Below are 22,276 nucleotides of genomic sequence, written 5' to 3' on the forward strand. Positions count from 1 at the left end.
CTAAAAGAGGAATTTTGAAAAAATAGTTTGATTCTTGATATTCTTTATCATTATATCTCTAGATTACTGAATTAGACATAAAGAGCGAACACAACAAAGTTCTGATAATCAGAAAACTAGTTGTGTTCGCTTTTTTGTATTTGTAGGTTTGAAGTTTTGTTGCAACTCTTTAAAAGAATTTGTATCTTTTGTCAGTCACTCTAAATATTCTAACTTAGGGGCTTAGTGATTTTTACTCAAAAGGTTGTCAATCATTTTTAATTCACTTGGGGTATGGTAAATATAATCTGCTCCATTTTTTATTAGTTCGTTAATTGTTCCAAACCCCCATGTGACACCGATAGTTTTAATACCCATCTTTTGTCCGCCGATCATATCAAAAAGCGTATCACCAACGATGTAGGTATTTTCTTTAAGTAGCTGATTGTCCATTATACATGCTTTGATGACGTCTTCTTTGTGGTAACGCTTGTCAGTTGAACCATAGATGTTAGTAAAATATAGTGACAAATTTAGTTTTTCTAACATCTGTTTTGCCATAGGTTCATGTTTGCTAGTTGTCACGAAGAGACGATGACCACTGTCAACTAATCTTTGAAGGCTTTCTTCTATACCTAAATAAACGTTTACTTCATAGACACCTTTTCGTTGATAGTAATCTCTGAAGTAACTAATGGCAGTCTCAATATCATCTTGTTTGTCAAAGAGCTGTTGGAAAGTAACTTCTAAGGGAGGACCGATAAAGGAGCGCATATCACTATCATCCAGTAACTCAATATTCATTTGTTTAAAGGCATATCTGAAGGCATTAAAAATGCCATCACTTGAATCGACTAAGGTGCCATCAAGATCAAATAGAATAGATGTCATAGTGTTCTCCTGTAAAGATATTGTCAATCGATATAGATTGACAAGTCTGTCTATTGAACGTCAACTGAGCAACAAATGGGAAGAGGTGTTTAATAGCTTCAAAGTTTTCATAGCTAAACTGAGGTTGGTAATAGTTGATAAGGCTAGAGAGTGCAGTCCCGTGAGAACCAACAATTATTGTTTTACCATGATGCGTTGATAACAATTGATTGATTATCTTGACTTGTCTTTCTTGAACGTCTTGTAAAGATTCTCCGTTAGATAATTTATAAGTTTTATCTTGCCATTGTTGTTTTGAAAAGCTGTCGAAATCCTCAATCCAGACATCATCAATTTTTCGCTCTCGGAAGTCATCGATAATTTTAATGTCAAGTTGTTTATGATTAGCTAGTGGCGCAATCGTCTGAATGGCTCTTTTGTACGGGCTTGAAAAAACACCATCTATCTTGGTATGCTCAAAAAAGGCAATTAGTCGTTGACTATCTTGTAAACCTTTAGCTGTCAACTCTCTGTGGACACCATCATGATTATTATAATTTGGCTCAGCATGCCTGATAAAATAAAATGTTGTTACCATCTATCTATTCACCAAAAATTTCTTTGCTGTAACGTCTTCCTGTCGGTGTTGCAGCTAAGCCACCTTCAGCTGTCTCACGAAAAGCTGTTGGCATACTTGAACCGACTTGATACATGGCATCTACCACCTCGTCAACTGGAATTTGTGAATTGATTCCAGCAAGAGCCATATCAGCTGCAATCATAGCAAATGAACTACCTAAGGCGTTACGTTTCACACAAGGAACTTCAACAAGCCCAGCCACAGGGTCACAAATGAGACCTAGCATATTTTTAATCACAAAAGCAATAGCTTGACTAGCTTGATAGGCTGTTCCACCAGCTGCTAATACTAGACTGGCAGCACTCATCGCAGAAGCCGATCCTACCTCTGCTTGACACCCACCCTCTGCGCCTGAGATGGAAGCATTATTTGCGATAACAAGCCCAAAAGCACCTGCTGTAAAGAGGAAATCAAGTTGTTCTTGATGGCTTAAATTTAATTTATCAATTGCTGTTGCTAACACGGAAGGTAAGCATCCAGCACTTCCAGCCGTTGGTGTTGCACAAACTAATCCCATTTTAGCGTTAAGCTCGTTTACTGCCATAGCATTACGAACAGCACTTAAAATCGTATTGTCAGATAGTGTTTTGCCTGTCTTCATGTATTTGTCCATTTTGACAGCATCACCACCAGTCAACCCACTGATAGATTTACTATCTGTTAATCCGTTGTCAACAGATAAGAGCATAACAGCTAAGTTTTTTTCCATAATTGAAATGATTTCATCTCTGGTGCGTCCTGTAAGTTCAATTTCAGTAGCAATCATTAACTCAGCAACATTACCGTTGAAATTTGATTCAGCTTGTTCAACAAGCTCTTTTATTGTATAAAACATATAAGTCTCCTTTAATCAAAGAAGTTGACATTGTGTAAATGTGGTATGAGCTGAATTTTTTCAACAGCTTCTTGACAGTCACGTGAATCAACTTCGATAATCATGATAGCTTTTTCACCAGCTTTTTCACGGGTGACAGTCATTTGGGCGATATTAATATTGTAATCCGATAGAATGTCCGTTACCCTTGCAATCATACCAGGAACATCTTGGTGGACGACAATGAGGGTTGGTGTGTTCATATTTAGGGATACTGAAAAACCGTTTAACTCAGTGACTTCGATATTACCTCCACCGATGGAAATACCTGTAATACTCATGCTTTTATCTCCTTTTTTGACGGTTATTTTTGCCGTGTTAGGATGAGGAGCATTGCTATCTTTTAAGATTTCCCAATAAATTTTAATCCCTTTTTGATGGGCGATTTCGAGCGAGTTTTTGATATCTGGATCATCTGTATCCATACCTAAAATACCAGCGACCAGAGCTTTATCGGTACCGTGACCTTGATATGTTTTAGCAAATGAATTGTAGAGGCTAAAAGTCACCTGATCAGGTTCTTCTCCGAAAATAGAATGGACAACTTTACCAATACGGACTGCTCCTGCTGTATGGCTACTAGATGGGCCAATCATGACAGGCCCTATGATGTCAAAGACAGATTGAAAGCGAAGTGTTTTCATAGAATAGAACTCCTTTGTATATTCTTCATTATATCAAAATCAGCAGTAAAACGGTTACTTTTCACAACAATATTTTCAATGACATTGTATAAAATAAATGATGTGGTTCTAGAATGTTGACACCCCCCTAAATCATGTTATAATAGGGCTTGCCTTACTTTATTAAGGCTTCAAAATCGACCTTCAAATCGTTTTTTGAAAAGACTATAACCATACGTTAAAATGATGTTTTAACGTATGAGATTGATGGGAGAATGTAATGACAGATAACTCAAAAACACGTGTTGTTGTCGGGATGAGTGGAGGAGTGGATTCCTCTGTAACGGCCTTGTTGTTAAAAGAACAGGGTTATGATGTTGTTGGTGTCTTTATGAAGAACTGGGACGATACCGATGAATTTGGTGTTTGTACAGCGACTGAAGACTATAAGGATGTAGCGGCTGTTGCTGATCAAATTGGCATTCCTTACTACTCTGTAAACTTTGAAAAAGAGTACTGGGATCGCGTATTTGAGTATTTTTTAGCGGAATACCGAGCAGGACGTACACCTAATCCTGACGTCATGTGTAATAAGGAAATTAAATTTAAGGCCTTCATGGATTATGCCATGAGTTTGGGAGCTGATTATGTTGCAACAGGGCATTATGCTCAAGTCAGTCATGATCCAGATGGCACTACACGGATGCTTAGAGGGGCAGATAACGGAAAGGACCAAACGTACTTTCTAAGTCAGTTATCACAGGACCAATTGCAAAAAACAATGTTTCCACTTGGTCACCTTCAAAAGCCAGAAGTGAGAGCTTTGGCTGAAAAAGCAGGTTTGGCAACGGCTAAGAAAAAAGACTCGACAGGTATTTGTTTTATCGGTGAAAAAAATTTCAAAACCTTTTTAAGCCAGTATTTGCCTGCTCAAAAAGGACGCATGATGACTGTGGATGGACGTGATATGGGCGAACATGCTGGTCTCATGTACTATACTATCGGACAACGTGGTGGGCTAGGTATTGGCGGACAACATGGTGGCGATAATCAACCGTGGTTTGTCGTAGGTAAAGATTTGTCGCAAAATATTTTATACGTTGGTCAAGGTTTCTATCATGAGTCATTAATGTCAACTAGCTTGACAGCTAGTCAAGTGCATTTCACAAAAGATATGCCTGAAGAGTTCACACTAGAATGTACGGCTAAGTTTCGCTATCGTCAACCTGATAGTAAAGTAACTGTCAAGGTTAAAGGAGACAAGGCTGAGGTGATCTTTGAAGAGCCTCAACGCGCGATTACACCAGGTCAAGCAGTTGTTTTTTACGATGGTGAGGAGTGTCTTGGGGGAGGCATTATTGATTTAGCCTTTAAGGATGGCGATATTTGCCAATATATTTAGGTGGTTTTCTTTGAAATGATAGGGGTGGCAAATGCAAGATTTTAGAACAAGAGTTGATAATCAAGTTTTTGGTGTTAGGGCAACAGCTTTAATCATCAGAGATAATCAGATATTGTTAACAAAAGATAGTCAAGGTTTTTACTATGCTATGGGTGGTGCAATTGCAGTCAATGAGGCGACTCATGATGCTGTTGTTAGGGAAGTTTATGAAGAATTGGGGATTACTGTGACGGTTGACAGATTGGCTTTTGTGGTTGAAAATCAATTTGTTCAAGATGACATCCAATTCCATAATATTGAATTTCACTATGTTGTCACGCCTTTAGAAGAGCCGCCCCTTGAAATGATAGAGGGACACATTCAACAAACTTGTGAATGGGTTGGATTAGATAGCTTATCTGACATTAATCTTGTACCCCTGTTTTTAAAAGATATTTTGCCTCAGTGGGATGGACAACTCAAACATATCTGTTAAGAAGATTGAGCGGATGACAGGATATAAATGAGTTGACTTTCTATATCAATTTGATAGAATAGCAGTAAGTAATCGTAATGATGGTCAAAGCTCATGGGTTGCAGGCTTTTTTAGCTTGCACTTTGGGGTTTGACCTTTTTTGCGAAAAATGGAGAAGAAAGATGACACACACGTTTACAGAAAATTATGATGTTATTGTTATTGGTGGTGGCCATGCGGGAGTTGAAGCCAGTTTAGCAGCTAGTCGAATGGGGTGCAAAACCTTATTGGCAACCATTAACCTTGATATGATTGCTTTTATGCCATGTAATCCATCCGTTGGTGGTTCTGCTAAAGGGATTGTCGTTCGCGAGATTGATGCCCTTGGTGGTGAAATGGGTAAAAACATTGATAAATCTTATATCCAGATGAAGATGTTAAATACGGGTAAAGGACCAGCTGTTCGTGCCCTTCGTGCTCAGGCTGATAAGGCTCTTTATGCTCAAAAAATGAAGCAGACAGTCGAACAACAAGAGAACTTAACCCTACGTCAGTCCATGATTGATGAGATTCTGGTCGAAGATGGCAAGGTTATTGGCGTGAGAACTGCGACAAACCAGACTTTTTCAGCTAAAGCAGTTGTTGTAACGACTGGTACAGCCCTACGTGGTGAGATTATCCTTGGTGATTTAAAATACTCTTCAGGACCAAATAATAGTTTGGCTTCTGTGACCTTGGCTGATAATCTACGTGACTTGGGACTTGAGATTGCTCGCTTTAAGACGGGGACCCCACCACGTGTCAAGGCGAGTTCTATTAACTACGATGTGACCGAAATTCAACCAGGTGATACGACACCAAACCACTTTTCGTTTTTATCAAAAGATGAAGATTACTTACAAGACCAAATCCCTTGTTGGCTGACTTATACTAATATCAGTAGTCACGACATAATCAATAGTAATCTCCATAGAGCACCCATGTTTTCAGGTGTTGTCAAAGGTGTGGGTCCTCGTTATTGCCCATCTATCGAAGACAAGATTGTGCGTTTTGCTGACAAGGAACGCCACCAACTCTTTTTAGAGCCAGAAGGACGAGATACGGAAGAAGTTTATGTCCAAGGCTTGTCAACTAGCTTACCAGAGGATGTGCAAAAAGAACTATTGCATTCTATCAAAGGGCTTGAAAATGCTGAAATGATGCGAACAGGTTATGCTATTGAGTATGATATTGTTCTTCCACATCAGCTTCGTGCAACATTGGAAACAAAAGTAATTTCAGGCTTGTTTACAGCAGGTCAAACAAATGGTACTTCAGGTTATGAGGAAGCAGCAGGTCAAGGTTTGATTGCAGGTATCAACGCAGCCCTCAAAGTTCAAGGCAAACCTGAGTTTATCTTAAAGAGAAGCGACGGTTATATCGGTGTTATGATTGATGATTTGGTGACCAAAGGCACCCTTGAACCTTACCGTCTCTTAACCAGTCGTGCTGAGTACCGCTTGATTCTTCGTCACGATAATGCTGATATGCGATTGACTGCTCTAGGTCGTGATGTTGGGTTAGTTGATGATGAGCGTTGGGAACAATTTGAGCAAAAAAGGCAACAATTTGAAACTGAAATGGCTCGCTTGGACGGTATCAAATTAAAACCAGTTGCTGAAACCAATGAGAAAGTCACAGCATTAGGTTTCAAACCGTTGACGGACGCTATGACAGCAAAAGAATTTATGCGTCGTCCAGATGTGAATTATGAGGCTATTTTAAACTTTGTAGGTCCTTCTGAACAGCCCTTAGATGCCAAATTGATTGAGCTTATAGAAACAGAAATCAAGTACGAAGGTTATATTAACAAGGCCTTGGAACAAGTTGCTAAAATGAAACGTATGGAAGAAAAACGCATTCCAGCTAATATTGATTGGGATGACATTGATTCTATCGCTACCGAAGCTCGCCAAAAATTCAAGAAAATCAATCCTGAAACCATCGGTCAAGCCAGTCGTATTTCAGGTGTCAATCCAGCGGATATTTCCATCTTGATGGTTTATTTAGAGGGGCGTAGCCGTTCTAAAAAGAAACTCCAATAGGTTTTCAATGAACTTCAGATTAAGCCCTATATTTTAGGGCTTATTTGTGTTATAATAAACTATTAAGAGGTTTTTTATAATGAATAAATGTCGATTGGCAACCAATCATATCATAATGATTGGTATAATAAGTTTTATTATTTTGGTTCTCTTGAGCCTGTATTTAAAACTTAATTTTGTTGTTATTGTGATGTTAATTATCGCTGTCCTTGCTTTTGTTTGTTTACTCTATTTACAAAAAAGGCATTATGAGTTGTTATCCGAACAAGAGCTAAATCATAATCAAATGAGTCCTATGGATGCCCTATTGGATCAAATGCCTATAGGTATCATCAGCCTAACGCCTGAACTAGATGCTATTGTTTGGTACAATCCTTATGCTGAATTGATTTTCACTAAAGATAATGGAGAGTTCGATGAATCCGTGGTTTTAGATCTTGTCACTTCTAAAAAAGAAGCTCTCTCAAATCCTAGTTTTGAGTTAGGCGATAAAAAGTTCATCGTTCATCTTGATGTTGAACGTTCTGTTTGTTATGTCTATGAGCAAATGTCCCTTCCTAAAATTAGTGGTGAGTTGAGTGATTTTAGCCCAGTTATCGGAACGATTTCCTTGGATAACTATGATGATGTCACTGCTAATTTAACAGATGCAGAAACATCTCAAATCAATATCTTTGTTGCTAATTTTATCGCTGAGTTTGCTGAACGCTATCAGATTTTTTATAGGCGCGTAGATATGGACAGATTTTATTTCTTTACAGATTACGCCATTCTCAGTGAGCTTATTTCGAACAAATTTGAGATTTTAGAGCAGTTCAGAACAGAGGCTAAAGATAAAGAACTCCCACTGACTTTGAGTATGGGTATTGCTTTTGGTGATCATAACCATTATGAAATTGGTCAGATAGCTCAGAAGAATTTAAATTTAGCCCTTGTACGTGGTGGTGACCAGGTTGTTGTCAAGGAAAATGATGAGCATAAAGATTTCATGTATTTCGGTGGTGGTAGTGCTTCTACGGTTAAACGTTCTAGAACTCGGACGCGTGCTATGATGACGGCTATTTCTGATAAAATTAAAATGGCAGATGCTGTCTTTGTAGTCGGTCATCGTCAGTTGGATTTGGATGCCTTAGGAGCGACTGTCGGTATGCAACATTTTGCAGCACAGTTGATTGATAAGTCATATGCCGTTTATGAACCAAATCAAATGAGTCCAGATATTGAGAAAGCCATTACAAGACTTGAAGAAGATGGCCATACCACTTTGCTTTCTGTGGATAAGGCATTGACAATGGTCACTCCCCGTTCATTATTGATTATGGTAGATCATTCTAAATTAGCACTTACTTTATCAGATGAGCTATACAGGCTTTTTAGAGAAGTTGTTATTGTTGATCATCATAGACGAGATGATGATTTTCCACCTAACGCCATGCTTAGCTTTATAGAAAGTGGGGCGAGTAGTGCGTGTGAGTTAGTCACAGAGTTAATCCAATTCCAAGCTGCAAAACCTAAACTCAGTCGCCTTCAAGCTAGTATCATTATGTCCGGGATTATACTTGATACTAATAAATTTAGTACTCGTGTGACGAATAGAACGTTTGATGTGGCAAGTTATTTACGCTCTCTTGGAAGTGACAGCAATGAAATTAATACTATTTTGGCAACGGACTTTGAAGAGTATCGTCAAGTTAACGCCCTAGTTCTTAAAGGCCAGCGAGTGTTTGATAATATCATTATTGCTATTGGTGACGATGATGAGACATACACTAATGTTATTGCTAGTAAAGCTGCTAATACCTTGTTGACGATGGCAGGTATTGAAGCCTCATTTGTGATTACTCGAAATATCACGTTTGATGTAGCAGTTTCAGCACGTAGTCGTGGTAGTATCAATGTTCAGCGTGTTATGGAAAAGATGGGTGGAGGAGGCCATTTCCACTTGGCGGCTTGTCAGTTATCTAATTCGTCATTGGAAGATGCCTACACACTTATTGTTTCAGAACTGGAAGAAGCTCTGAAAGAAAATAATTGATTTAAATTATAATATAAAGGAGACGTAGATATGAAAGTTGTATTTTTAACAGATGTTAAAGGTAAAGGGAAAAAAGGAGAAATCAAAGAAGTACCGACAGGCTATGCCCAAAATTTTTTGATTAAGAAAAACTTAGCCAAAGAAGCAACTTCTCAAGCTATCGGTGAGCTGAAAGGTAAGCAAAAATCAGAAGAAAAAGCTAAAGCAGAATTGCTGGCTGAGGCAAAAGAGCTCAAGGCAGAACTTGAAAAGGAGTCTGTTTTGGTCCAATTTGTTGAAAAGGTTGGTCCAGATGGCCGTACTTTTGGATCAATCACAGCTAAGAAAATTGCTGAAGAACTCCAAAAACAATTTGGTCTTAAAATTGATAAGCGTCATATCCTATTGGATCATCCTATCAGAGCTATTGGCTTAATTGATGTTCCTGTTAAATTACATAAAGATGTTGACGGTGTTATCAATTTGAAGATACAAGAAGGCTAGTCGTTAATTGACACAAGTGTAAACATTGGAGGTGACTGGGTTGACAGAGATACAAGAATTGCGGATGCAACCTCAAGATATTGTAGCTGAACAATCTGTTTTGGGAGCGATTTTCATCAATCCTGATAAATTGATTTTGGTACAAGAATACCTTACACCAGATGATTTTTATAAATATGCCCATAAGGTCATTTTTAAAGCAATGGTAACGCTTAGTGAGCGTCATGATGCTATTGATGCCACAACAGTTCGTTACATTTTAGATAGTCAAGGTGATTTACAAAATATTGGAGGTATATCTTACCTTGCTGAATTGGTCAATAGCGTACCAACTAGTGCGAATGCTGAGTATTATGCTAAAATCGTAGCTGAAAAGGCGACTTTGCGCCATATCATCAGTCGATTGACAGAGACTGTCAATGCAGCTTATGAAGGAGCTAAGGCGGCTGATGATATTGTGGCGGATGCTGAGAAAATTTTAGTTGATATCAATGAGCGTAGCCATACAAGTGGTTTCCGTAAAATCTCTGATGTCCTTAAAATCAATTATGAGAACATTGAAATTCGCTCTAAACAGACAACGGATGTCACAGGTTTACCGACTGGTTTTAAAGATTTAGATAAGATTACAACAGGTTTACACCCTGATCAACTCATTATTTTAGCTGCGCGTCCGGCTGTTGGTAAGACTGCTTTCGTTTTGAATATTGCTCAAAATGTTGGTACAAAATATGGGCGTGGCGTAGCTATCTTCTCTCTAGAAATGGGTGCTGAAAGTCTTGTCGACCGTATGGCTGCAGCAGAAGGTCTGATTGATGCTCATCGCTTAAGAACTGGTCAATTGACTGAACAGGACTGGCAAAGTTTGACAATGGCTATGGGAAACCTTGCTGAGGCTCCGATTTACATTGATGATACACCAGGGATAAAAATCACTGAAATCAGGGCGAGATCTCGGAAACTCTCCAAGGAGATAGATGGTGGATTAGGCCTTATTGTAATTGACTATTTGCAGCTGATTACAGGTACTCGTCCTGAGAATCGTCAACAGGAAGTCTCTGATATTTCACGCCAGCTGAAAATTTTAGCTAAAGAATTGAAAGTTCCAGTTATTGCACTTAGCCAGTTATCACGTGGTGTTGAACAAAGACAAGATAAGCGCCCGATACTCTCTGATATTCGAGAGTCAGGCTCTATCGAACAAGATGCCGATATTGTTGCCTTTTTATATCGTGAAGATTACTATCGTAAAGATGGTGAGGAGGCAGAGGATGCTGTTGAAGATAATGTGGTTGAGGTGATTTTAGAGAAAAACCGTGCTGGTGCGCGTGGAACCGTTAAACTCATTTTCCAAAAAGAATATAATAAATTCTCAAGTATTGCTAATTATGAAGAAAGATAGGGGATAAGAAGAGTATGAGTGATGCATTTGCAGATGTTGCAAAAATGAAGAAAATTAAAGAAGATATTAAAAATCATGAAGGTCAAGAAGTTGAATTGACCCTTGAAAATGGCCGTAAACGAGAGAAAAATAAAATTGGACGTTTAATTGAGGTTTATCCATCTTTGTTTATTGTAGAGTACACAGATGTAAAAGATGGTGTTGAGAATACTTATGTCGAATCTTATACTTATTCTGACATTTTGACTGAAAAAACACTCATTAGGTATTTTGATTAATAGTAAACGGAGGGTATCATATCCTCTTTTTGCTACTTGGTTAAGGTTTCATTAGAGATTTGTTGGCTATATTCTTATTAGCACGTTACAGATGATTAGGAGACTGCAATGGTAATGGAATGGTTTAAATGGCTTCCCCTGTTTTTTGAGGGTGTACTATCTTTTTTATCACCCTGTGTGTTTCCTATTCTACCGATTTATCTAGGCATACTTGGTGGACAGGCTCAGGAAGGCCAAGTGAATACCAGACGTTTGTTGGTTAATACGTTGAGCTTTGTAGTTGGCATTGCTTTGACTTTTTTCTTGCTGGCTTTCGCCTCTAGTTTACTTAGTCATTTTTTGACGGCACATCGGCAGTTACTGACCTTGATAAGTGGACTATTGATTATTTTTATGGGAATGAGCCAAATCGGCTGGCTCAAGCTAACTGTTTTGAATAAGGAATGGTCGGCTAAAACAAAAATTTATAAACCCGGCAAGACTGTCACACCTTTATTAGCTTTACTGATGGGCTTTACTTTTAGTTTTGCTTGGACGCCTTGTATTGGTCCAATCTTAGCCAGTGTTTTCTTCTATGCGAGTAGTCACCAAGGATTGTGGAGTATTGGCTTGATTTTGGTTTATTGTCTAGGGTTTATTTTGCCTTTTGTTCTATTAACTCTTTTTTCATCCAAAATGATGGGAGTACTGAAACCCAATGGAAAATGGCTAACTAGGTCTAAGGTAATTTCAGGCTATCTGTTAATATTTATTGGGTTAAGTATCTTAACTGGCTTTTTCCAGAACATAATAAGGTTGATTTACTGAGGAGGTCAATATGAAAAAACTAGGTTTATTGCTTGTCTTGTTGTTAACTTTGCTAGCTTCTTCAGCTTGCGGTCGTCAATCTGGACTGTCATCATCTTCTGATGAACAGGTTACTAATATTGATTTAGAGACAGTTGTCATAGATGAAAATGGTCAGCAACTGAAACTATCAGATTTTAAAGGCAAAAAGGTATATTTGAACATCTGGGCAAGTTGGTGTGGTCCTTGTCAGCAGGAAATGCCAGAATTAGAAGACGTCTATCAAGCCTACAAGGACAAGGAAGATTATGCTTTTCTCTCCTTGACTTCGCCAAATGATAAGGTATTTGGCAATAGAAATCCTGCTGATGGGAGCAAAAAAGAGATTTTAAAAGCTGCTAAAAAAGCTGGTGTGACTTACCCTATTCTCTTTGACACTAAAGATAAGGCGATGTCTTCTCTAAATATTTCGGCATTTCCTACGCATTATTTATTCAATAGTGACGGGACAGTGGATAAGGTTTATCTCGGTCGTATCAGTAAGGCTGATTTGAAAACCTTTTTGGAGGATTTAGAATGAATGTTCGTTTGATTGCGCATAGTCTTGTTCAGAAAGACGGCTTATATCTGGTTATTAAGCGCTCAGCTGTGAAACGAGGTCAACCCAATGTTTATCCAGAGTATTGGGATATTCCAGGAGGCAGTGTTGAACAAGGGGAACTTCCAAGAGATGCTGCTGTTAGGGAATGTTTGGAAGAAACAGGATTAAAGAGTCGTTTGGTGGATGTGATACATGAGGATAGCCAGTACGACCAAGAGAAAAAAACAGTTTTTACACGCTTGGTCTATCGGGCCTCTATCATAGATGAGACCATAGGCATTAAGCTTGACCCAGAGGAACATAGTGCTTTCCGATGGATTAAGGACTTGTCTGAATTATCAGGGGAGCAAATTGTGCCCTATTTAAGTGAAATAATGAGTAAAAGACGTCAAAAACCTTGCTAAATCAGCTTTAGTATGGTAAACTATTCTTTGTGTGAAATAGCAGCAGAAAAATATGAAGCTCGTCAACAGTTGATTGACAGAACAGATGTTCACAGTAACCTTTGCTGTTTGGGCGAAAATCAACTGCACGAATCAGGATTTTTCAAGTGACTATTTCCTCAATATTATTTTTTAGGAGGACATTTTAATGTCACGTTATACAGGACCATCATGGAAACAATCACGTCGTCTTGGTTTGTCTCTTACAGGTACAGGTAAAGAGCTTGCTCGTCGTAACTACGTACCAGGACAACACGGACCAAACAACCGCAGCAAATTGTCAGAATATGGTTTGCAATTAGCTGAAAAACAAAAACTTCGTTTCACTTACGGCATGAACGAAAAACAATTCCGTAACTTGTTCGTTCAAGCAACAAAAATCAAAGGTGGAATCCTTGGTTTCAACTTCATGCTTCTTCTTGAGCGTCGTCTTGACAACGTTGTTTACCGTCTTGGTTTAGCAACAACTCGTCGTCAAGCACGTCAATTTGTAAACCACGGTCATATTCTTGTTGACGGCAAGCGTGTTGATATTCCTTCATACCGCGTTGAAGTTGGTCAAGTGATTTCAGTTCGTGAAAAATCACTTAAAGTACCAGCAATCCTTGAAGCTGTTGAAGCAACTCTTGGACGTCCAGCATATGTATCATTTGATGCTGAAAAACTTGAAGGTTCACTTACTCGTCTTCCAGAACGTGATGAGATTAACCCAGAAATCAACGAAGCTCTTGTCGTTGAATTCTACAACAAAATGTTGTAATATTTTATTGAATATGATAGGCTGTAAAGCCTTGAAATTAAGCACTTTAGGCCTCTATCCTAGAGTGCTTTTTTTGATTTTACTACCCTTTTAGCTATCCCTAACTTATTTTTGGTATAGTAAGAGGGTAGCCCCCAAATGGGACACCCTTATTAGTTATAAATTACTGATAGCTGCCTCAAAGATTGAGACGGCTTTTTTTGCTCCCTCTTTGGTGGCGTGAACGTAAGTATTTAAAGTCATGGAGATATTAGAGTGACCTAGCCTATATTGCAAGTCTTTAGCCTCTATACCAGCATATAGCATGATAGTAGCGTGAGTATGGCGGAAACCATGGAAACTAATATCAGGAACGTTAGCAGCCTTAAAATGCTTTTGTAGTCTCTTTCTGAGCAAGCAGGCGTATGCGTATTTTGTCGTAAAAGGAGTAAAGACAATATCCTCAGACCGTCCTAGTTGCCATGATTGGGCTTGTTGACGGTTTTTGTATTGTTTGAGTAGCAAAACAGTAGCCTTGTCAATCTCAATATCTCTTAGGCCTGCTTTTGATTTAGGCGTGTTTGTTTCCTGGTATCGATTGAGCGTTTTTGTTACGCTAATTGTACCGTTTTCTAGGTCAATATCAGACCATTCTAGTGCCAGAGCCTCACCGATACGGCAACCAGCGGCTAGCAAAGTCTTATATAGCACGTAGTCAAAGAAGTTTTCATAGTTGGATAAGTCTAAGCCGTCAAGGTAATCTAAAAACTGTTTTAGTTCTTGATTGCTGAAGAATTTGACCTTATGCTCTTTGTTTTGCTGCTTGCGTGGAATAATAACATCACGCGCAGGGTTATGCTGGATTACTTGCATAGTCACGCCATACTGAAGAATACGGCGGTTGATATTGTTTAGAAAGCTGTAGTTAGCGTAAGCGCCTTTTTCGCCTCTATTGGCTCTGTCAGCCCATTGATTGACCTGTTGCTGGATAATAGGGGTAGTTAGCTTATCTAGCTTGTAATCGCCAAATACAGGCAAAATATGAAGTCTAACGATACCCTCCATAGATTGCTGAGAGTTAGGTTTAATGGTGTTCTTATAACTATCCCACCAAAGGCCTACAAGTTCCCTATAAGTGGTAATGGTTGGTTTTTCTTTAACACAATGACCGTTTTTCTCAAACTCTAGTTGTACTTGCCTAGCCTTGACCTTAACACCCTTTTTAGTGTTGGCCGTAACTGTAGTTCTAGCCTTTTTTCCTGTTAGTTTATCAACTCCTAAATAAACGCTTGAACGATACACAATAGTCCCGTTTTTCTTTTTATATTCTGTAATATTCATGATCATACCTTTCTAACATCAGTAAGCAAGTATGGGATTTAGTTAAGTATTTATGAATATTATTGTTTATATGGTACTGAGCGTTACGAGAACGCCCCTATTTTCGTTTGTTTGAAGTTAGTCGGTATTTTATATAGGCAAGCGGTAAAATCGCTTAGAGGACGTTTTAGAGGGTTATTTGTCATCAGGGAAAATTAGACCGGCTAATATTTCATAAATAGCAGCTTTTTTCTCTTTTGATAAAAGAGAGAAGAATGAAAGAATAGCGGCCTCTTCAACATCTAACAACGGCAAGGCTTGATAAAAATTATTTAACCTCTTTGAGGAAGAGTTAATAACATGGTTGTCGTTAAAAAAATTTCCTAAATCCTCTTCTGAGAGATTGCCTTTGTTCCTTTCTTTGCCATCTTTATAGAAATTTTTATAGTTTTCAAATATAGCATTTTCTAGAATTTTATCACTATTAGGAGGAGTAAAATTTTGGAAAATTGCTTTTCCAGCCTTTACAGTTTCATAGTTAGGTTCTTTTGAGGAAACAGATAATATTTTTCCCCAATCACTAGGGTTGGTTACTTCAACTGTAGAACCCATTAGATATGGGATTGATACCCCAAAAATATCAGATAACATTTTGGCTTGTGGGATTTTAATCTCAAATTCTTCGTTTTCCCACCGAGAGACAGTCTTTACACTGACATCTAGCAATTCAGCAATATGAGACTGAGTCAGATTTTTCTTTTTTCTAAGTTCTTTTATTCTATTCATTTATGTACTACCTTTCAAAAGACATTCTAACACAAAAAAGGACAAAATGTCTATATTTTTTCAAAAAAACAGCACTATGTACTTTACAAAGGACAAAATGTCTGTTATTATATATCTAAAAACAAGACAAAATGTCTTGTTTGAGAATTAAAGGAGGGCATTTAATGCTAATTACAAAAGACATAGCGGAAAAAGTCAGGGCAAAACGTGGTAAGCTGGATTTGACAAAAAGCAAGACTGCGGAAACTCTTAAACTTTCTAGAACGACGCTCAGTAAGATTGAGCGAGGCGACTATGACGCCCCTAAGCGTATCTATCAGGCAGTAATGAGCTGGCTAGTAGAAGATTTATAGGATTTCTTGCTACCTTTCACTTAAAGAGATCCGAGCAACAAAAAAGCCTTAGCAGTCGGCAAACTCACAAGGCTTTTCACACAAACAACTAAAACCACAAAAAGCAAGTATGGGATTTAGTTAGGTATTTATTTAATTATATCACAAAAATAGTGATATGTGACCAGACGGAGGGCGCTATCCCTTAAAACTGGAGGGAAAAAGTATTAGGTTCTGGTATCGGCATTAGGGAAAACTAAACCACCCTAAGAAAATTACACACAGCTAGACTATTATTTTGGCACAGGCTTACATGACCACAGGAAAACCTGGTAAGCTTGGATATTTTATCGGAACTGGAGAAAAAGGAAAGACAGAAACTACTATCAACGGTAACGGCACTCTAACAATAGATTACGTTGGGGACAAGTCACTTGATGAGGCACTAGAGCGTATTTGTTTAGCTTTTGCAAGTTATTATGTACCTAAAGAAGAGGAGGTAGAATAACATGGCGCTAAAAGCTGAGCAACTTAAAAATTTATTAGATAAAGGTTTTGTATTATTCTCTAAAAATGGTATAATTAAGTCAGCTAAGTTACCTGAGTTTGGTAGTTTGATTATCACTGTACAAGACAGTGAGCCTATTCTCATGGAAACAAGGCAAAAAGAAAAAATTTAGCTGCTGACTAGAAAACTAGAGGCATGATATAAGAGTTTTATCGCTCTTTGTCATGTCTCTTTTTGTTTTAGTCAAAGCAATAAAAAGAAAGAGGTAATCACCATGACACTACAACAAATTAAGACACAAATTGACAGTCTAGGCACACGTAAACAGCAACAAATTGAGGCTTATGGAACTATGAAAAAGGAGGCATTATGAATGAATGTTGATGAAGTTAGAATTAAGCTAGAGGGAATTAAGTGGTTAGATGAAGAAATGAGGGGGCTACAGCTTGAATTACAGTACCTTGAGCAGGGGCTTTTTAAGAAGTCATCACTTACACAAACAAAGGTACAGACTAGTAGGGTAAACACTGCTGAAAACGAAGTAGTTTATGCTATTAAGCTAAAGCAAGATATAGAGGAAAGGCTGGCTGAAATTATTTCAGAGCGTTTAGAGAGTTCAAGACTAATAGATAAAGCAAGCAATCCACTAGAAAGGGCTGTTTTGAGAATGGCTTACGTTAACCGCTTAGAAATATGGGATATAGAGAAGAGAGTGAATAGGTCTAAAACCACTATTTACAAAATAAAGAGAGATGGTATAGAGAGTATTGCTAGAGCTATGACCAAAAGGGCTAATGTGATATAATTGACTTATATGTAAGCGAAGAGGACTAGTAGTTGAAAAAGATTTCAATATTTATAGATGATTCAGGAGTATTTCACTCCAATCATAATTATTTTGTATATGCAGGTTTTTGCTTTATTACTGAGGAGGATAGACTGTCTGCTAAAAAACGCTATCGCTCTCTAAACACACAAATAAAAAAGACGAAAGCTTTCGAGGGAGAACTCAAAGCGTCCAATATTGAGAGAAAGCACAAAAGCGCCCTCTTTAAGGTTCTCAAAGATGAGATTAGTTTTTCTGTATCAGTTAATTTGTCAAGAGTTCAAGCAGATGTTATGAAGGATAAAAAATCCCGTCAGAGATTTAAGGACTATGCAATAAAGAGAGTGGTAAAAAATTTATTTAAGAATCTGTTAGAGCAGGGACTTATAAATAAGAGTGATGATATAGAGCTTTTTGTTAATATTGATCAGCAAGGATTTGCAACAAATGGATTATATGGTCTAGGTGACGGCATACTTGAAGAATTGAGGTATGGGATTATGAATTTTAACTATGGTACATTCTATCCACCAATCCTAGAAGGGAAATTTATTGTACATACCAAGTCATGTGTATCTGAAAATGATTACTTGATACAGGCAGCTGATATTTTAGCTAATAGGATATGGAACTCTTATGAAAAACAGATAAGTAAGCTACGAGAGATACCTAATCATACTTTTTTGAATTTACCGTAGTTTTTACTTGCTAAAAGCGTGCGCGTGGTATAAAATATGATTACAGGTATTTATACACTGTTTAAACATCTGAATTGTGATTAAAGCAATTAAGCGTATGTTAAGTACGTCACACTCAGATGGGAAAGCGCCTAAACGGTGCTTTTTTTGTAAATTTTTGAAAATAATGTCGAGGAAATGAAGTAGAAAAATATCGGACGCACACGCACCCGAAAGGGTATCTGAGAGGTGGGAATGTCCGTCCCACCATTTCCATTGAGGCTATAAGCCTCTTTTTTAAAATTGAATGGGTGGATTTATGGAATTATCAGAGGCAATGGCTCAAATAGACGCTTTGAATTTGAAGAAGTCAGAAAAAATTGTCCCCTCTAAGATGACAAATGAAGAACTGGCTAGACTACGGTTTACCTGGGTTTCTCCTGAGGAGGAAGAATTAGTAATAGCTGAACTTAGAAAAAGAGGTTTAGCATTATGAAATACAGTCAACAAGTATTAGACATGCTTAATCAAGCAGTCAGTGGTCAGATTGATAATTTTTGGGATTTTTCCTTTAAGTTTAACGCTCTCTTTGGAGAAGATGAGGAGTTTGCTGAGGCTTGGGATAATGAAAGTCCTGAAATGTTTGACGCTCTCAATGATGTTGAATTGATGATGTTCCTAGAGGAGCATGACCCAAGCGATAAACAAGGTTTCATAACCTTTCTCAAGCCTTACTATGATAAGGCAAAACAATTAAATAAAAAGCACCCTTGACGGGTGCGATTTACTTGCTTACTGAACTCATCATTTTAAATCCCTTTTTTGTTACCCTTTATGTTTCCTTTACTTTTTCAAGTGTAAAACATTTTGAAAAAAATCAGGTTAGATATTGAAGAGACTTACGCCTATTTTTCTATATCTAAGCATAGCAAGATAACAAAATGCTTTAATTTTAAAGTTGAACTCTTGAAAAGCCCGTTAATTCGGGCTTTTTTGTTTATCTTATTTGCTTAACAACTTAATCAACAGCTCTGTCATTTCTTGAGGGCTTTCTTTTTTACCACGGGCAATCCATGTTTGGCAGACACCGAAGAAGGCATGGCTGAGATAGACACTGTTGTAGAGACTTTCAATATCTGTTTTTTCTTGTTTAGAAAAGCGATATTGTAAATCTTCTGAAAGCAAGCGTTGTAGTTTGTGTCTCAAAAAGGTCTTGATTTCACGAGTGCCATTTGGTGATAATAAAGCGGCAAAGAGGTTTTCACGGTTCAGGTAATCAAATACTTCCCGTATAGTAGCTTCTTTATCAGAGGGATGCTTATCAAAAATATATTCCAAATGACTAAAAATATGTTTCTGATATTGTTCAATCATGTCATACTTATCACGATAATGGGTATAAAAACTTGAACGGCTAATGTGGGCTGTTTCTGCTAACTTAATCGTCGTGATTTCGTCAAAACTATATTCTGCCAATAAACTAGCCATTGCTTCTTGCAAGGCGATTCGTGAACGTTTTTTGCGACTATCTTCCAATTGAGTGTACTCCTTTTGTACAAATGTAAACACCGTGTCTAAAAACAGGTCTTTAAACTTGTTTTTAGAATTCTAGCGAGTATAATATAATCATATCACATTTATGGACACAATGTCTAAAAAAGGAGTTTAAAAATGTTAGAAGAATGGAAAGCCATTATTAAAAAGCCGATATTGTGGATAAGCATGATTGGTCTAGCCTTAATTCCAGCTTTGTACAATATTATCTTTTTAAGTTCAATGTGGGATCCTTATGGTCAAGTAGATAATTTACCAGTAGCGATTGTTAACCAAGATAAATCAGCTACTTATCAAGGCAAGACATTTACGATTGGTAAAGATATCGTAACCAATATGAAAGAAACCAAGGCTCTGGATTATCATTTTGTCGGGACTAAAGAAGCTAAAGAAGGTCTTGAAAAAGGACGTTACTATCTTGTCGTGACTCTTCCTAATGATTTATCTGAAGCTGCTACTAGTGTCTTGAGTGATGAACCAAAACCGTTAGAAATAACCTATCAAACATCAAGTGGTCATAGTTTTGTAGCTGGTAAGATGGCTGATTCAGCCATGTCTAGTTTGAAAGAAAGTGTTGCTCATCAAGTGACAGAAAGCTATACTAAAGCCTTATTTACGAATTTGAGTCAATTATCTGAGGGGTTGGACAAGGCTAGTGATGCAGGTCATGCGCTCAAGGATGGTTCGAAGCGATTGACTGACGGTTCCAATCAACTCTCTTCTCAGCTAGAGCGTTTAGCACAGGCCAGTCTGACATTTACAGATGGTACTGCTAAACTTGACATGGGTCTGTCACGCTATGTCACAGGTGTCTCTCAAGCTTTTGAAGGTTCAGCTCAACTAGCTTTAGGAACAAAGGATTATACAGAAGGTGTTGATCGCCTTACTTCTGGAGCAAATCAGCTGAATCACAGCTCTGAACAATTACTTGCTGGGGTCAGTGAGTTGTCACAAGCACCTGATAAGATGCAAGTTTTGGTCAATGGTAGTCAACAGTTGACAGCAGGTTTACAGGAATTAGCACAAAGAACAAGCTTATCGCCAGATCAATTAAGCCTACTCAATCAATTAACTCAAGGATTAGAACAATTGAATACTTCTATCCAGTCAATTGGTAGTGCTTCAGCAGACTTAGGAGCATTGTCAGAGAGTTTGACAACAATCGCTCTCAATGCTGAACAATTAACACAAGAGATACAAGCGACGAACAATAGTCAAATAGCTAGTCTTCAGGCAACTAGCGCCTATCAAGCCTTGCGTCCAGAAGAACAGGCGGAGTTAACAGCAGCACTCTCTGGATCAACGAATGGTCAAGCAGAGGTACAAGCTATTTTGGCTGAATTGGCTAAATTACAATCTCTTCAACTTGGCTCTAATCAGTCTGGTTTAGGACAACTACAAGTTGCCTCTAATCAATTATTACCAACGGCAGCCAATCAATTGACAACTCTTACAAGCGGTCTAACAGAAATCAATCAAGCTCTTACGACACAATTGATACCAGGTAGTCAGTCCTTGAGTGGTGGCGTGTCAACAGCACAAGGTCAATTATCCGATGGTATCTATGCCCTCAGCGACGGCGTTAACCGTTACACAGCAGGTGTCGCCCAATTATCAACTGGAGCAGAAACCTTATCAGCGAACAGCCAATCCCTTCGTCAAGGAACCAATGCTTTATATGACGGTTTAAATACGTTAAATGCAAATTCAGCACCATTATTGACTGGGACAAATCAATTGTTGACAGGTGCTTTGCAGTTGTCGGATGGCTCTAAACAGTTAGCCAATGGAGGTCATACCTTGTCAACTGGTATGTCAACTTTAGACAGTGGTGTATCTGCCTTATCATCAGGATTGGGCACAGCTAATGATAAATTATCAGTAGTAACAGTCGGTGATAAACAAGCCGAAGCCTTAAGCAAACCTGTAACTCTAAGTAAAACAGAGTTGGATAAGGTTGACACAAATGGTGTTGGTATGGCTCCTTACATGATGTCGGTTGCTCTCATGGTCTTAGCCCTATCAACAAACATGATTTTCACCAAAACAGTATCAGGAAAAGAGCCAGACAGTCGGTTGGATTGGATTAGTCGTAAACTAGCTGTCAATGGAGTTATTTCAGTTATTGCAGCTAGTATCTTGTATGCCGCAGTGCATTGGATAGGGTTGACAGCCAATTATGAATGGAAGACCTATGTCATGACTGTTTTAGCGAGTGCGACCTTTATGGCAATGGTAACGGCACTTTACACATGGCATGAACGCCTCGGTGCTTTTGCTTCCATTATCTTGTTGCTCTTGCAATTAGGCTCGAGTGCTGGAACCTATCCTCTCCCTCTTACGAGTCCGTTTTTCCAAGCCATTCATCCCTTCTTGCCAATGAGTTACACTGTATCAGGACTTCGTCAGTCTATTTCAATGACAGGTCATATTGGCCAGGAAGTGAGCGTATTGCTCTTCTTCCTTGTTGGATTTATTGCCTTGGGTGCTGGGATTTTTAAACGCCAGTCAGAAAGAGGTTAGACCATTTTAAAAAGACAGTCCATTCAACGGATTATCGGTTGAATAGGCTGTCTTTTT

26 protein-coding genes are annotated in these 22,276 nt (G+C 38.2%); 19 read left to right on the forward strand and 7 right to left on the reverse strand.

Annotated features, from left to right (window positions below):
• Positions 1–222: 222 nt before the first annotated feature.
• The 4 genes from ACVRZH_RS00210 to sdaAB are packed head-to-tail and all read right to left on the reverse strand — an operon-like array spanning position 223 to position 3,007.
• Positions 223–870 carry an HAD hydrolase-like protein gene (locus ACVRZH_RS00210; RefSeq protein WP_447453323.1) on the reverse strand — a complete coding sequence of 216 codons (648 nt, stop codon included), beginning with the start codon at positions 868–870 and terminating at the stop codon, positions 223–225.
• The gene (locus ACVRZH_RS00215) at positions 851–1,447 is read right to left on the reverse strand and encodes a histidine phosphatase family protein (RefSeq protein ID WP_447453324.1); all 597 of its coding nucleotides are present in this window, start codon (positions 1,445–1,447) and stop codon (positions 851–853) included. Before ACVRZH_RS00215 ends, ACVRZH_RS00210 begins: the two co-directional genes overlap by 20 nt.
• A 4-nt stretch (positions 1,448–1,451) precedes the next feature.
• On the reverse strand, positions 1,452–2,324 hold the full coding sequence (gene sdaAA / locus ACVRZH_RS00220) for an L-serine ammonia-lyase, iron-sulfur-dependent, subunit alpha (protein WP_447453325.1): 873 nt from the start codon (positions 2,322–2,324) through the stop codon (positions 1,452–1,454).
• Between the two features lie 11 nt (positions 2,325–2,335).
• Positions 2,336–3,007, reverse strand: a complete 672-nt coding sequence (gene sdaAB / locus ACVRZH_RS00225) for an L-serine ammonia-lyase, iron-sulfur-dependent subunit beta (protein ID WP_447453326.1) — start codon at positions 3,005–3,007, stop codon at positions 2,336–2,338.
• A 259-nt stretch (positions 3,008–3,266) separates the two neighbouring features.
• Here sdaAB and mnmA point away from each other — a divergent pair, with 259 nt between their 5' ends.
• The 11 genes from mnmA (at position 3,267) to rpsD (ending at position 13,714) form a co-directional block, all read left to right on the forward strand.
• A complete protein-coding gene (gene mnmA, locus ACVRZH_RS00230) occupies positions 3,267–4,388 on the forward strand; it encodes a tRNA 2-thiouridine(34) synthase MnmA (RefSeq protein WP_447453327.1) in 1,122 nt (373 codons plus the stop codon).
• Between the two features lie 31 nt (positions 4,389–4,419).
• On the forward strand, positions 4,420–4,863 hold the full coding sequence (locus ACVRZH_RS00235) for an NUDIX hydrolase (protein WP_447453328.1): 444 nt from the start codon (positions 4,420–4,422) through the stop codon (positions 4,861–4,863).
• Positions 4,864–5,024: 161 nt separating this feature from the next.
• Positions 5,025–6,926, forward strand: a complete 1,902-nt coding sequence (mnmG, locus tag ACVRZH_RS00240; RefSeq protein WP_447453329.1) for a tRNA uridine-5-carboxymethylaminomethyl(34) synthesis enzyme MnmG — start codon at positions 5,025–5,027, stop codon at positions 6,924–6,926.
• 79 nt (positions 6,927–7,005) lie between these two features.
• Positions 7,006–8,961, forward strand: a complete 1,956-nt coding sequence (locus ACVRZH_RS00245) for a GGDEF domain-containing protein (protein WP_447453330.1) — start codon at positions 7,006–7,008, stop codon at positions 8,959–8,961.
• Between the two features lie 30 nt (positions 8,962–8,991).
• Complete coding sequence (rplI, locus tag ACVRZH_RS00250) at positions 8,992–9,444, forward strand: 50S ribosomal protein L9 (RefSeq protein ID WP_447453331.1); 453 nt, start codon at positions 8,992–8,994, stop codon at positions 9,442–9,444.
• Between the two features lie 40 nt (positions 9,445–9,484).
• Positions 9,485–10,846, forward strand: a complete 1,362-nt coding sequence (dnaB, locus tag ACVRZH_RS00255; protein WP_447453332.1) for a replicative DNA helicase — start codon at positions 9,485–9,487, stop codon at positions 10,844–10,846.
• A 14-nt stretch (positions 10,847–10,860) separates the two neighbouring features.
• On the forward strand, positions 10,861–11,124 hold the full coding sequence (locus ACVRZH_RS00260; RefSeq protein WP_447453333.1) for a Veg family protein: 264 nt from the start codon (positions 10,861–10,863) through the stop codon (positions 11,122–11,124).
• 108 nt (positions 11,125–11,232) lie between these two features.
• Positions 11,233–11,931 carry a cytochrome c biogenesis CcdA family protein gene (locus ACVRZH_RS00265; RefSeq protein ID WP_447453334.1) on the forward strand — a complete coding sequence of 233 codons (699 nt, stop codon included), beginning with the start codon at positions 11,233–11,235 and terminating at the stop codon, positions 11,929–11,931.
• A 10-nt stretch (positions 11,932–11,941) separates the two neighbouring features.
• On the forward strand, positions 11,942–12,490 hold the full coding sequence (locus ACVRZH_RS00270; RefSeq protein ID WP_447453335.1) for a TlpA family protein disulfide reductase: 549 nt from the start codon (positions 11,942–11,944) through the stop codon (positions 12,488–12,490).
• The gene (locus ACVRZH_RS00275; RefSeq protein WP_447453336.1) at positions 12,487–12,915 is read left to right on the forward strand and encodes an NUDIX hydrolase; all 429 of its coding nucleotides are present in this window, start codon (positions 12,487–12,489) and stop codon (positions 12,913–12,915) included. The genes ACVRZH_RS00270 and ACVRZH_RS00275 overlap by 4 nt, the downstream gene beginning before the upstream one ends.
• A 187-nt stretch (positions 12,916–13,102) precedes the next feature.
• A complete protein-coding gene (gene rpsD, locus ACVRZH_RS00280; protein ID WP_447453337.1) occupies positions 13,103–13,714 on the forward strand; it encodes a 30S ribosomal protein S4 in 612 nt (203 codons plus the stop codon).
• 156 nt (positions 13,715–13,870) lie between these two features.
• On the opposite strand, the gene ACVRZH_RS00285 is transcribed toward rpsD, so the two are convergent.
• Positions 13,871–15,034 (reverse strand): tyrosine-type recombinase/integrase, encoded by a 1,164-nt coding sequence (locus ACVRZH_RS00285; protein WP_447453338.1) that lies wholly within the window; start codon positions 15,032–15,034, stop codon positions 13,871–13,873.
• Positions 15,035–15,208: 174 nt separating this feature from the next.
• A complete protein-coding gene (locus ACVRZH_RS00290) occupies positions 15,209–15,799 on the reverse strand; it encodes a helix-turn-helix transcriptional regulator (protein ID WP_447453339.1) in 591 nt (196 codons plus the stop codon).
• Positions 15,800–15,963: 164 nt separating this feature from the next.
• On the opposite strand from ACVRZH_RS00290, the gene ACVRZH_RS00295 reads away from it, so the two are divergent.
• The 7 genes from ACVRZH_RS00295 to ACVRZH_RS00325 all read left to right on the forward strand — a co-directional run bounded on the left by ACVRZH_RS00295 (position 15,964) and on the right by ACVRZH_RS00325 (position 18,916).
• Positions 15,964–16,152, forward strand: coding sequence for a helix-turn-helix domain-containing protein (locus tag ACVRZH_RS00295; protein ID WP_018368041.1), 189 nt, complete (start codon positions 15,964–15,966; stop codon positions 16,150–16,152).
• 292 nt (positions 16,153–16,444) lie between these two features.
• Entirely contained in the window at positions 16,445–16,639 is a 195-nt protein-coding gene (locus tag ACVRZH_RS00300) for a hypothetical protein (RefSeq protein WP_447453340.1), read from the forward strand.
• A 1-nt stretch (position 16,640) separates the two neighbouring features.
• Positions 16,641–16,811 carry a hypothetical protein gene (locus ACVRZH_RS00305; protein WP_447453341.1) on the forward strand — a complete coding sequence of 57 codons (171 nt, stop codon included), beginning with the start codon at positions 16,641–16,643 and terminating at the stop codon, positions 16,809–16,811.
• Between the two features lie 201 nt (positions 16,812–17,012).
• The gene (locus ACVRZH_RS00310) at positions 17,013–17,444 is read left to right on the forward strand and encodes a DUF1492 domain-containing protein (RefSeq protein ID WP_447453342.1); all 432 of its coding nucleotides are present in this window, start codon (positions 17,013–17,015) and stop codon (positions 17,442–17,444) included.
• A gap of 32 nt (positions 17,445–17,476) precedes the next feature.
• Positions 17,477–18,163: a DUF3800 domain-containing protein gene (locus ACVRZH_RS00315; protein WP_447453343.1), complete on the forward strand. Its 687-nt coding sequence runs from the start codon at positions 17,477–17,479 to the stop codon at positions 18,161–18,163.
• A gap of 298 nt (positions 18,164–18,461) precedes the next feature.
• Complete coding sequence (locus tag ACVRZH_RS00320) at positions 18,462–18,638, forward strand: hypothetical protein (RefSeq protein ID WP_447453344.1); 177 nt, start codon at positions 18,462–18,464, stop codon at positions 18,636–18,638.
• Positions 18,635–18,916: a hypothetical protein gene (locus ACVRZH_RS00325; RefSeq protein ID WP_447453345.1), complete on the forward strand. Its 282-nt coding sequence runs from the start codon at positions 18,635–18,637 to the stop codon at positions 18,914–18,916. The genes ACVRZH_RS00320 and ACVRZH_RS00325 overlap by 4 nt, the downstream gene beginning before the upstream one ends.
• Before the next feature lie 228 nt (positions 18,917–19,144).
• Here ACVRZH_RS00325 and ACVRZH_RS00330 read toward each other — a convergent pair whose 3' ends face one another.
• Positions 19,145–19,630 (reverse strand): TetR-like C-terminal domain-containing protein, encoded by a 486-nt coding sequence (locus tag ACVRZH_RS00330; protein WP_447453430.1) that lies wholly within the window; start codon positions 19,628–19,630, stop codon positions 19,145–19,147.
• Between the two features lie 183 nt (positions 19,631–19,813).
• On the opposite strand from ACVRZH_RS00330, the gene ACVRZH_RS00335 reads away from it, so the two are divergent.
• A complete protein-coding gene (locus ACVRZH_RS00335; RefSeq protein WP_447453346.1) occupies positions 19,814–22,219 on the forward strand; it encodes a YhgE/Pip family protein in 2,406 nt (801 codons plus the stop codon).
• Positions 22,220–22,276 lie beyond the last annotated feature (57 nt).

It is taken from the genome of Streptococcus fryi (assembly GCF_053206505.1).

Bases quoted from the DNA above. Each gene is read 5' to 3' on its own strand.
- ACVRZH_RS00320 (WP_447453344.1), top strand. From the start codon at position 18,462: ATGGAATTATCAGAGGCAATGGCTCAAATAGACGCTTTGAATTTGAAG.
- ACVRZH_RS00330 (WP_447453430.1), bottom strand. From the start codon at position 19,630: ATGGCTAGTTTATTGGCAGAATATAGTTTTGACGAAATCACGACGATT.
- mnmA (WP_447453327.1), top strand. From the start codon at position 3,267: ATGACAGATAACTCAAAAACACGTGTTGTTGTCGGGATGAGTGGAGGA.
- ACVRZH_RS00305 (WP_447453341.1), top strand. From the start codon at position 16,641: ATGGCGCTAAAAGCTGAGCAACTTAAAAATTTATTAGATAAAGGTTTT.
- ACVRZH_RS00235 (WP_447453328.1), top strand. From the start codon at position 4,420: ATGCAAGATTTTAGAACAAGAGTTGATAATCAAGTTTTTGGTGTTAGG.
- ACVRZH_RS00335 (WP_447453346.1), top strand. From the start codon at position 19,814: ATGTTAGAAGAATGGAAAGCCATTATTAAAAAGCCGATATTGTGGATA.
- sdaAA (WP_447453325.1), bottom strand. From the start codon at position 2,324: ATGTTTTATACAATAAAAGAGCTTGTTGAACAAGCTGAATCAAATTTC.
- sdaAB (WP_447453326.1), bottom strand. From the start codon at position 3,007: ATGAAAACACTTCGCTTTCAATCTGTCTTTGACATCATAGGGCCTGTC.
- ACVRZH_RS00290 (WP_447453339.1), bottom strand. From the start codon at position 15,799: ATGAATAGAATAAAAGAACTTAGAAAAAAGAAAAATCTGACTCAGTCT.
- mnmG (WP_447453329.1), top strand. From the start codon at position 5,025: ATGACACACACGTTTACAGAAAATTATGATGTTATTGTTATTGGTGGT.
- ACVRZH_RS00215 (WP_447453324.1), bottom strand. From the start codon at position 1,447: ATGGTAACAACATTTTATTTTATCAGGCATGCTGAGCCAAATTATAAT.
- ACVRZH_RS00260 (WP_447453333.1), top strand. From the start codon at position 10,861: ATGAGTGATGCATTTGCAGATGTTGCAAAAATGAAGAAAATTAAAGAA.
- ACVRZH_RS00325 (WP_447453345.1), top strand. From the start codon at position 18,635: ATGAAATACAGTCAACAAGTATTAGACATGCTTAATCAAGCAGTCAGT.
- ACVRZH_RS00270 (WP_447453335.1), top strand. From the start codon at position 11,942: ATGAAAAAACTAGGTTTATTGCTTGTCTTGTTGTTAACTTTGCTAGCT.
- ACVRZH_RS00245 (WP_447453330.1), top strand. From the start codon at position 7,006: ATGAATAAATGTCGATTGGCAACCAATCATATCATAATGATTGGTATA.
- ACVRZH_RS00300 (WP_447453340.1), top strand. From the start codon at position 16,445: ATGACCACAGGAAAACCTGGTAAGCTTGGATATTTTATCGGAACTGGA.
- ACVRZH_RS00295 (WP_018368041.1), top strand. From the start codon at position 15,964: ATGCTAATTACAAAAGACATAGCGGAAAAAGTCAGGGCAAAACGTGGT.
- rpsD (WP_447453337.1), top strand. From the start codon at position 13,103: ATGTCACGTTATACAGGACCATCATGGAAACAATCACGTCGTCTTGGT.
- rplI (WP_447453331.1), top strand. From the start codon at position 8,992: ATGAAAGTTGTATTTTTAACAGATGTTAAAGGTAAAGGGAAAAAAGGA.
- ACVRZH_RS00310 (WP_447453342.1), top strand. From the start codon at position 17,013: ATGAATGTTGATGAAGTTAGAATTAAGCTAGAGGGAATTAAGTGGTTA.
- ACVRZH_RS00265 (WP_447453334.1), top strand. From the start codon at position 11,233: ATGGTAATGGAATGGTTTAAATGGCTTCCCCTGTTTTTTGAGGGTGTA.
- ACVRZH_RS00285 (WP_447453338.1), bottom strand. From the start codon at position 15,034: ATGAATATTACAGAATATAAAAAGAAAAACGGGACTATTGTGTATCGT.
- ACVRZH_RS00210 (WP_447453323.1), bottom strand. From the start codon at position 870: ATGACATCTATTCTATTTGATCTTGATGGCACCTTAGTCGATTCAAGT.
- ACVRZH_RS00275 (WP_447453336.1), top strand. From the start codon at position 12,487: ATGAATGTTCGTTTGATTGCGCATAGTCTTGTTCAGAAAGACGGCTTA.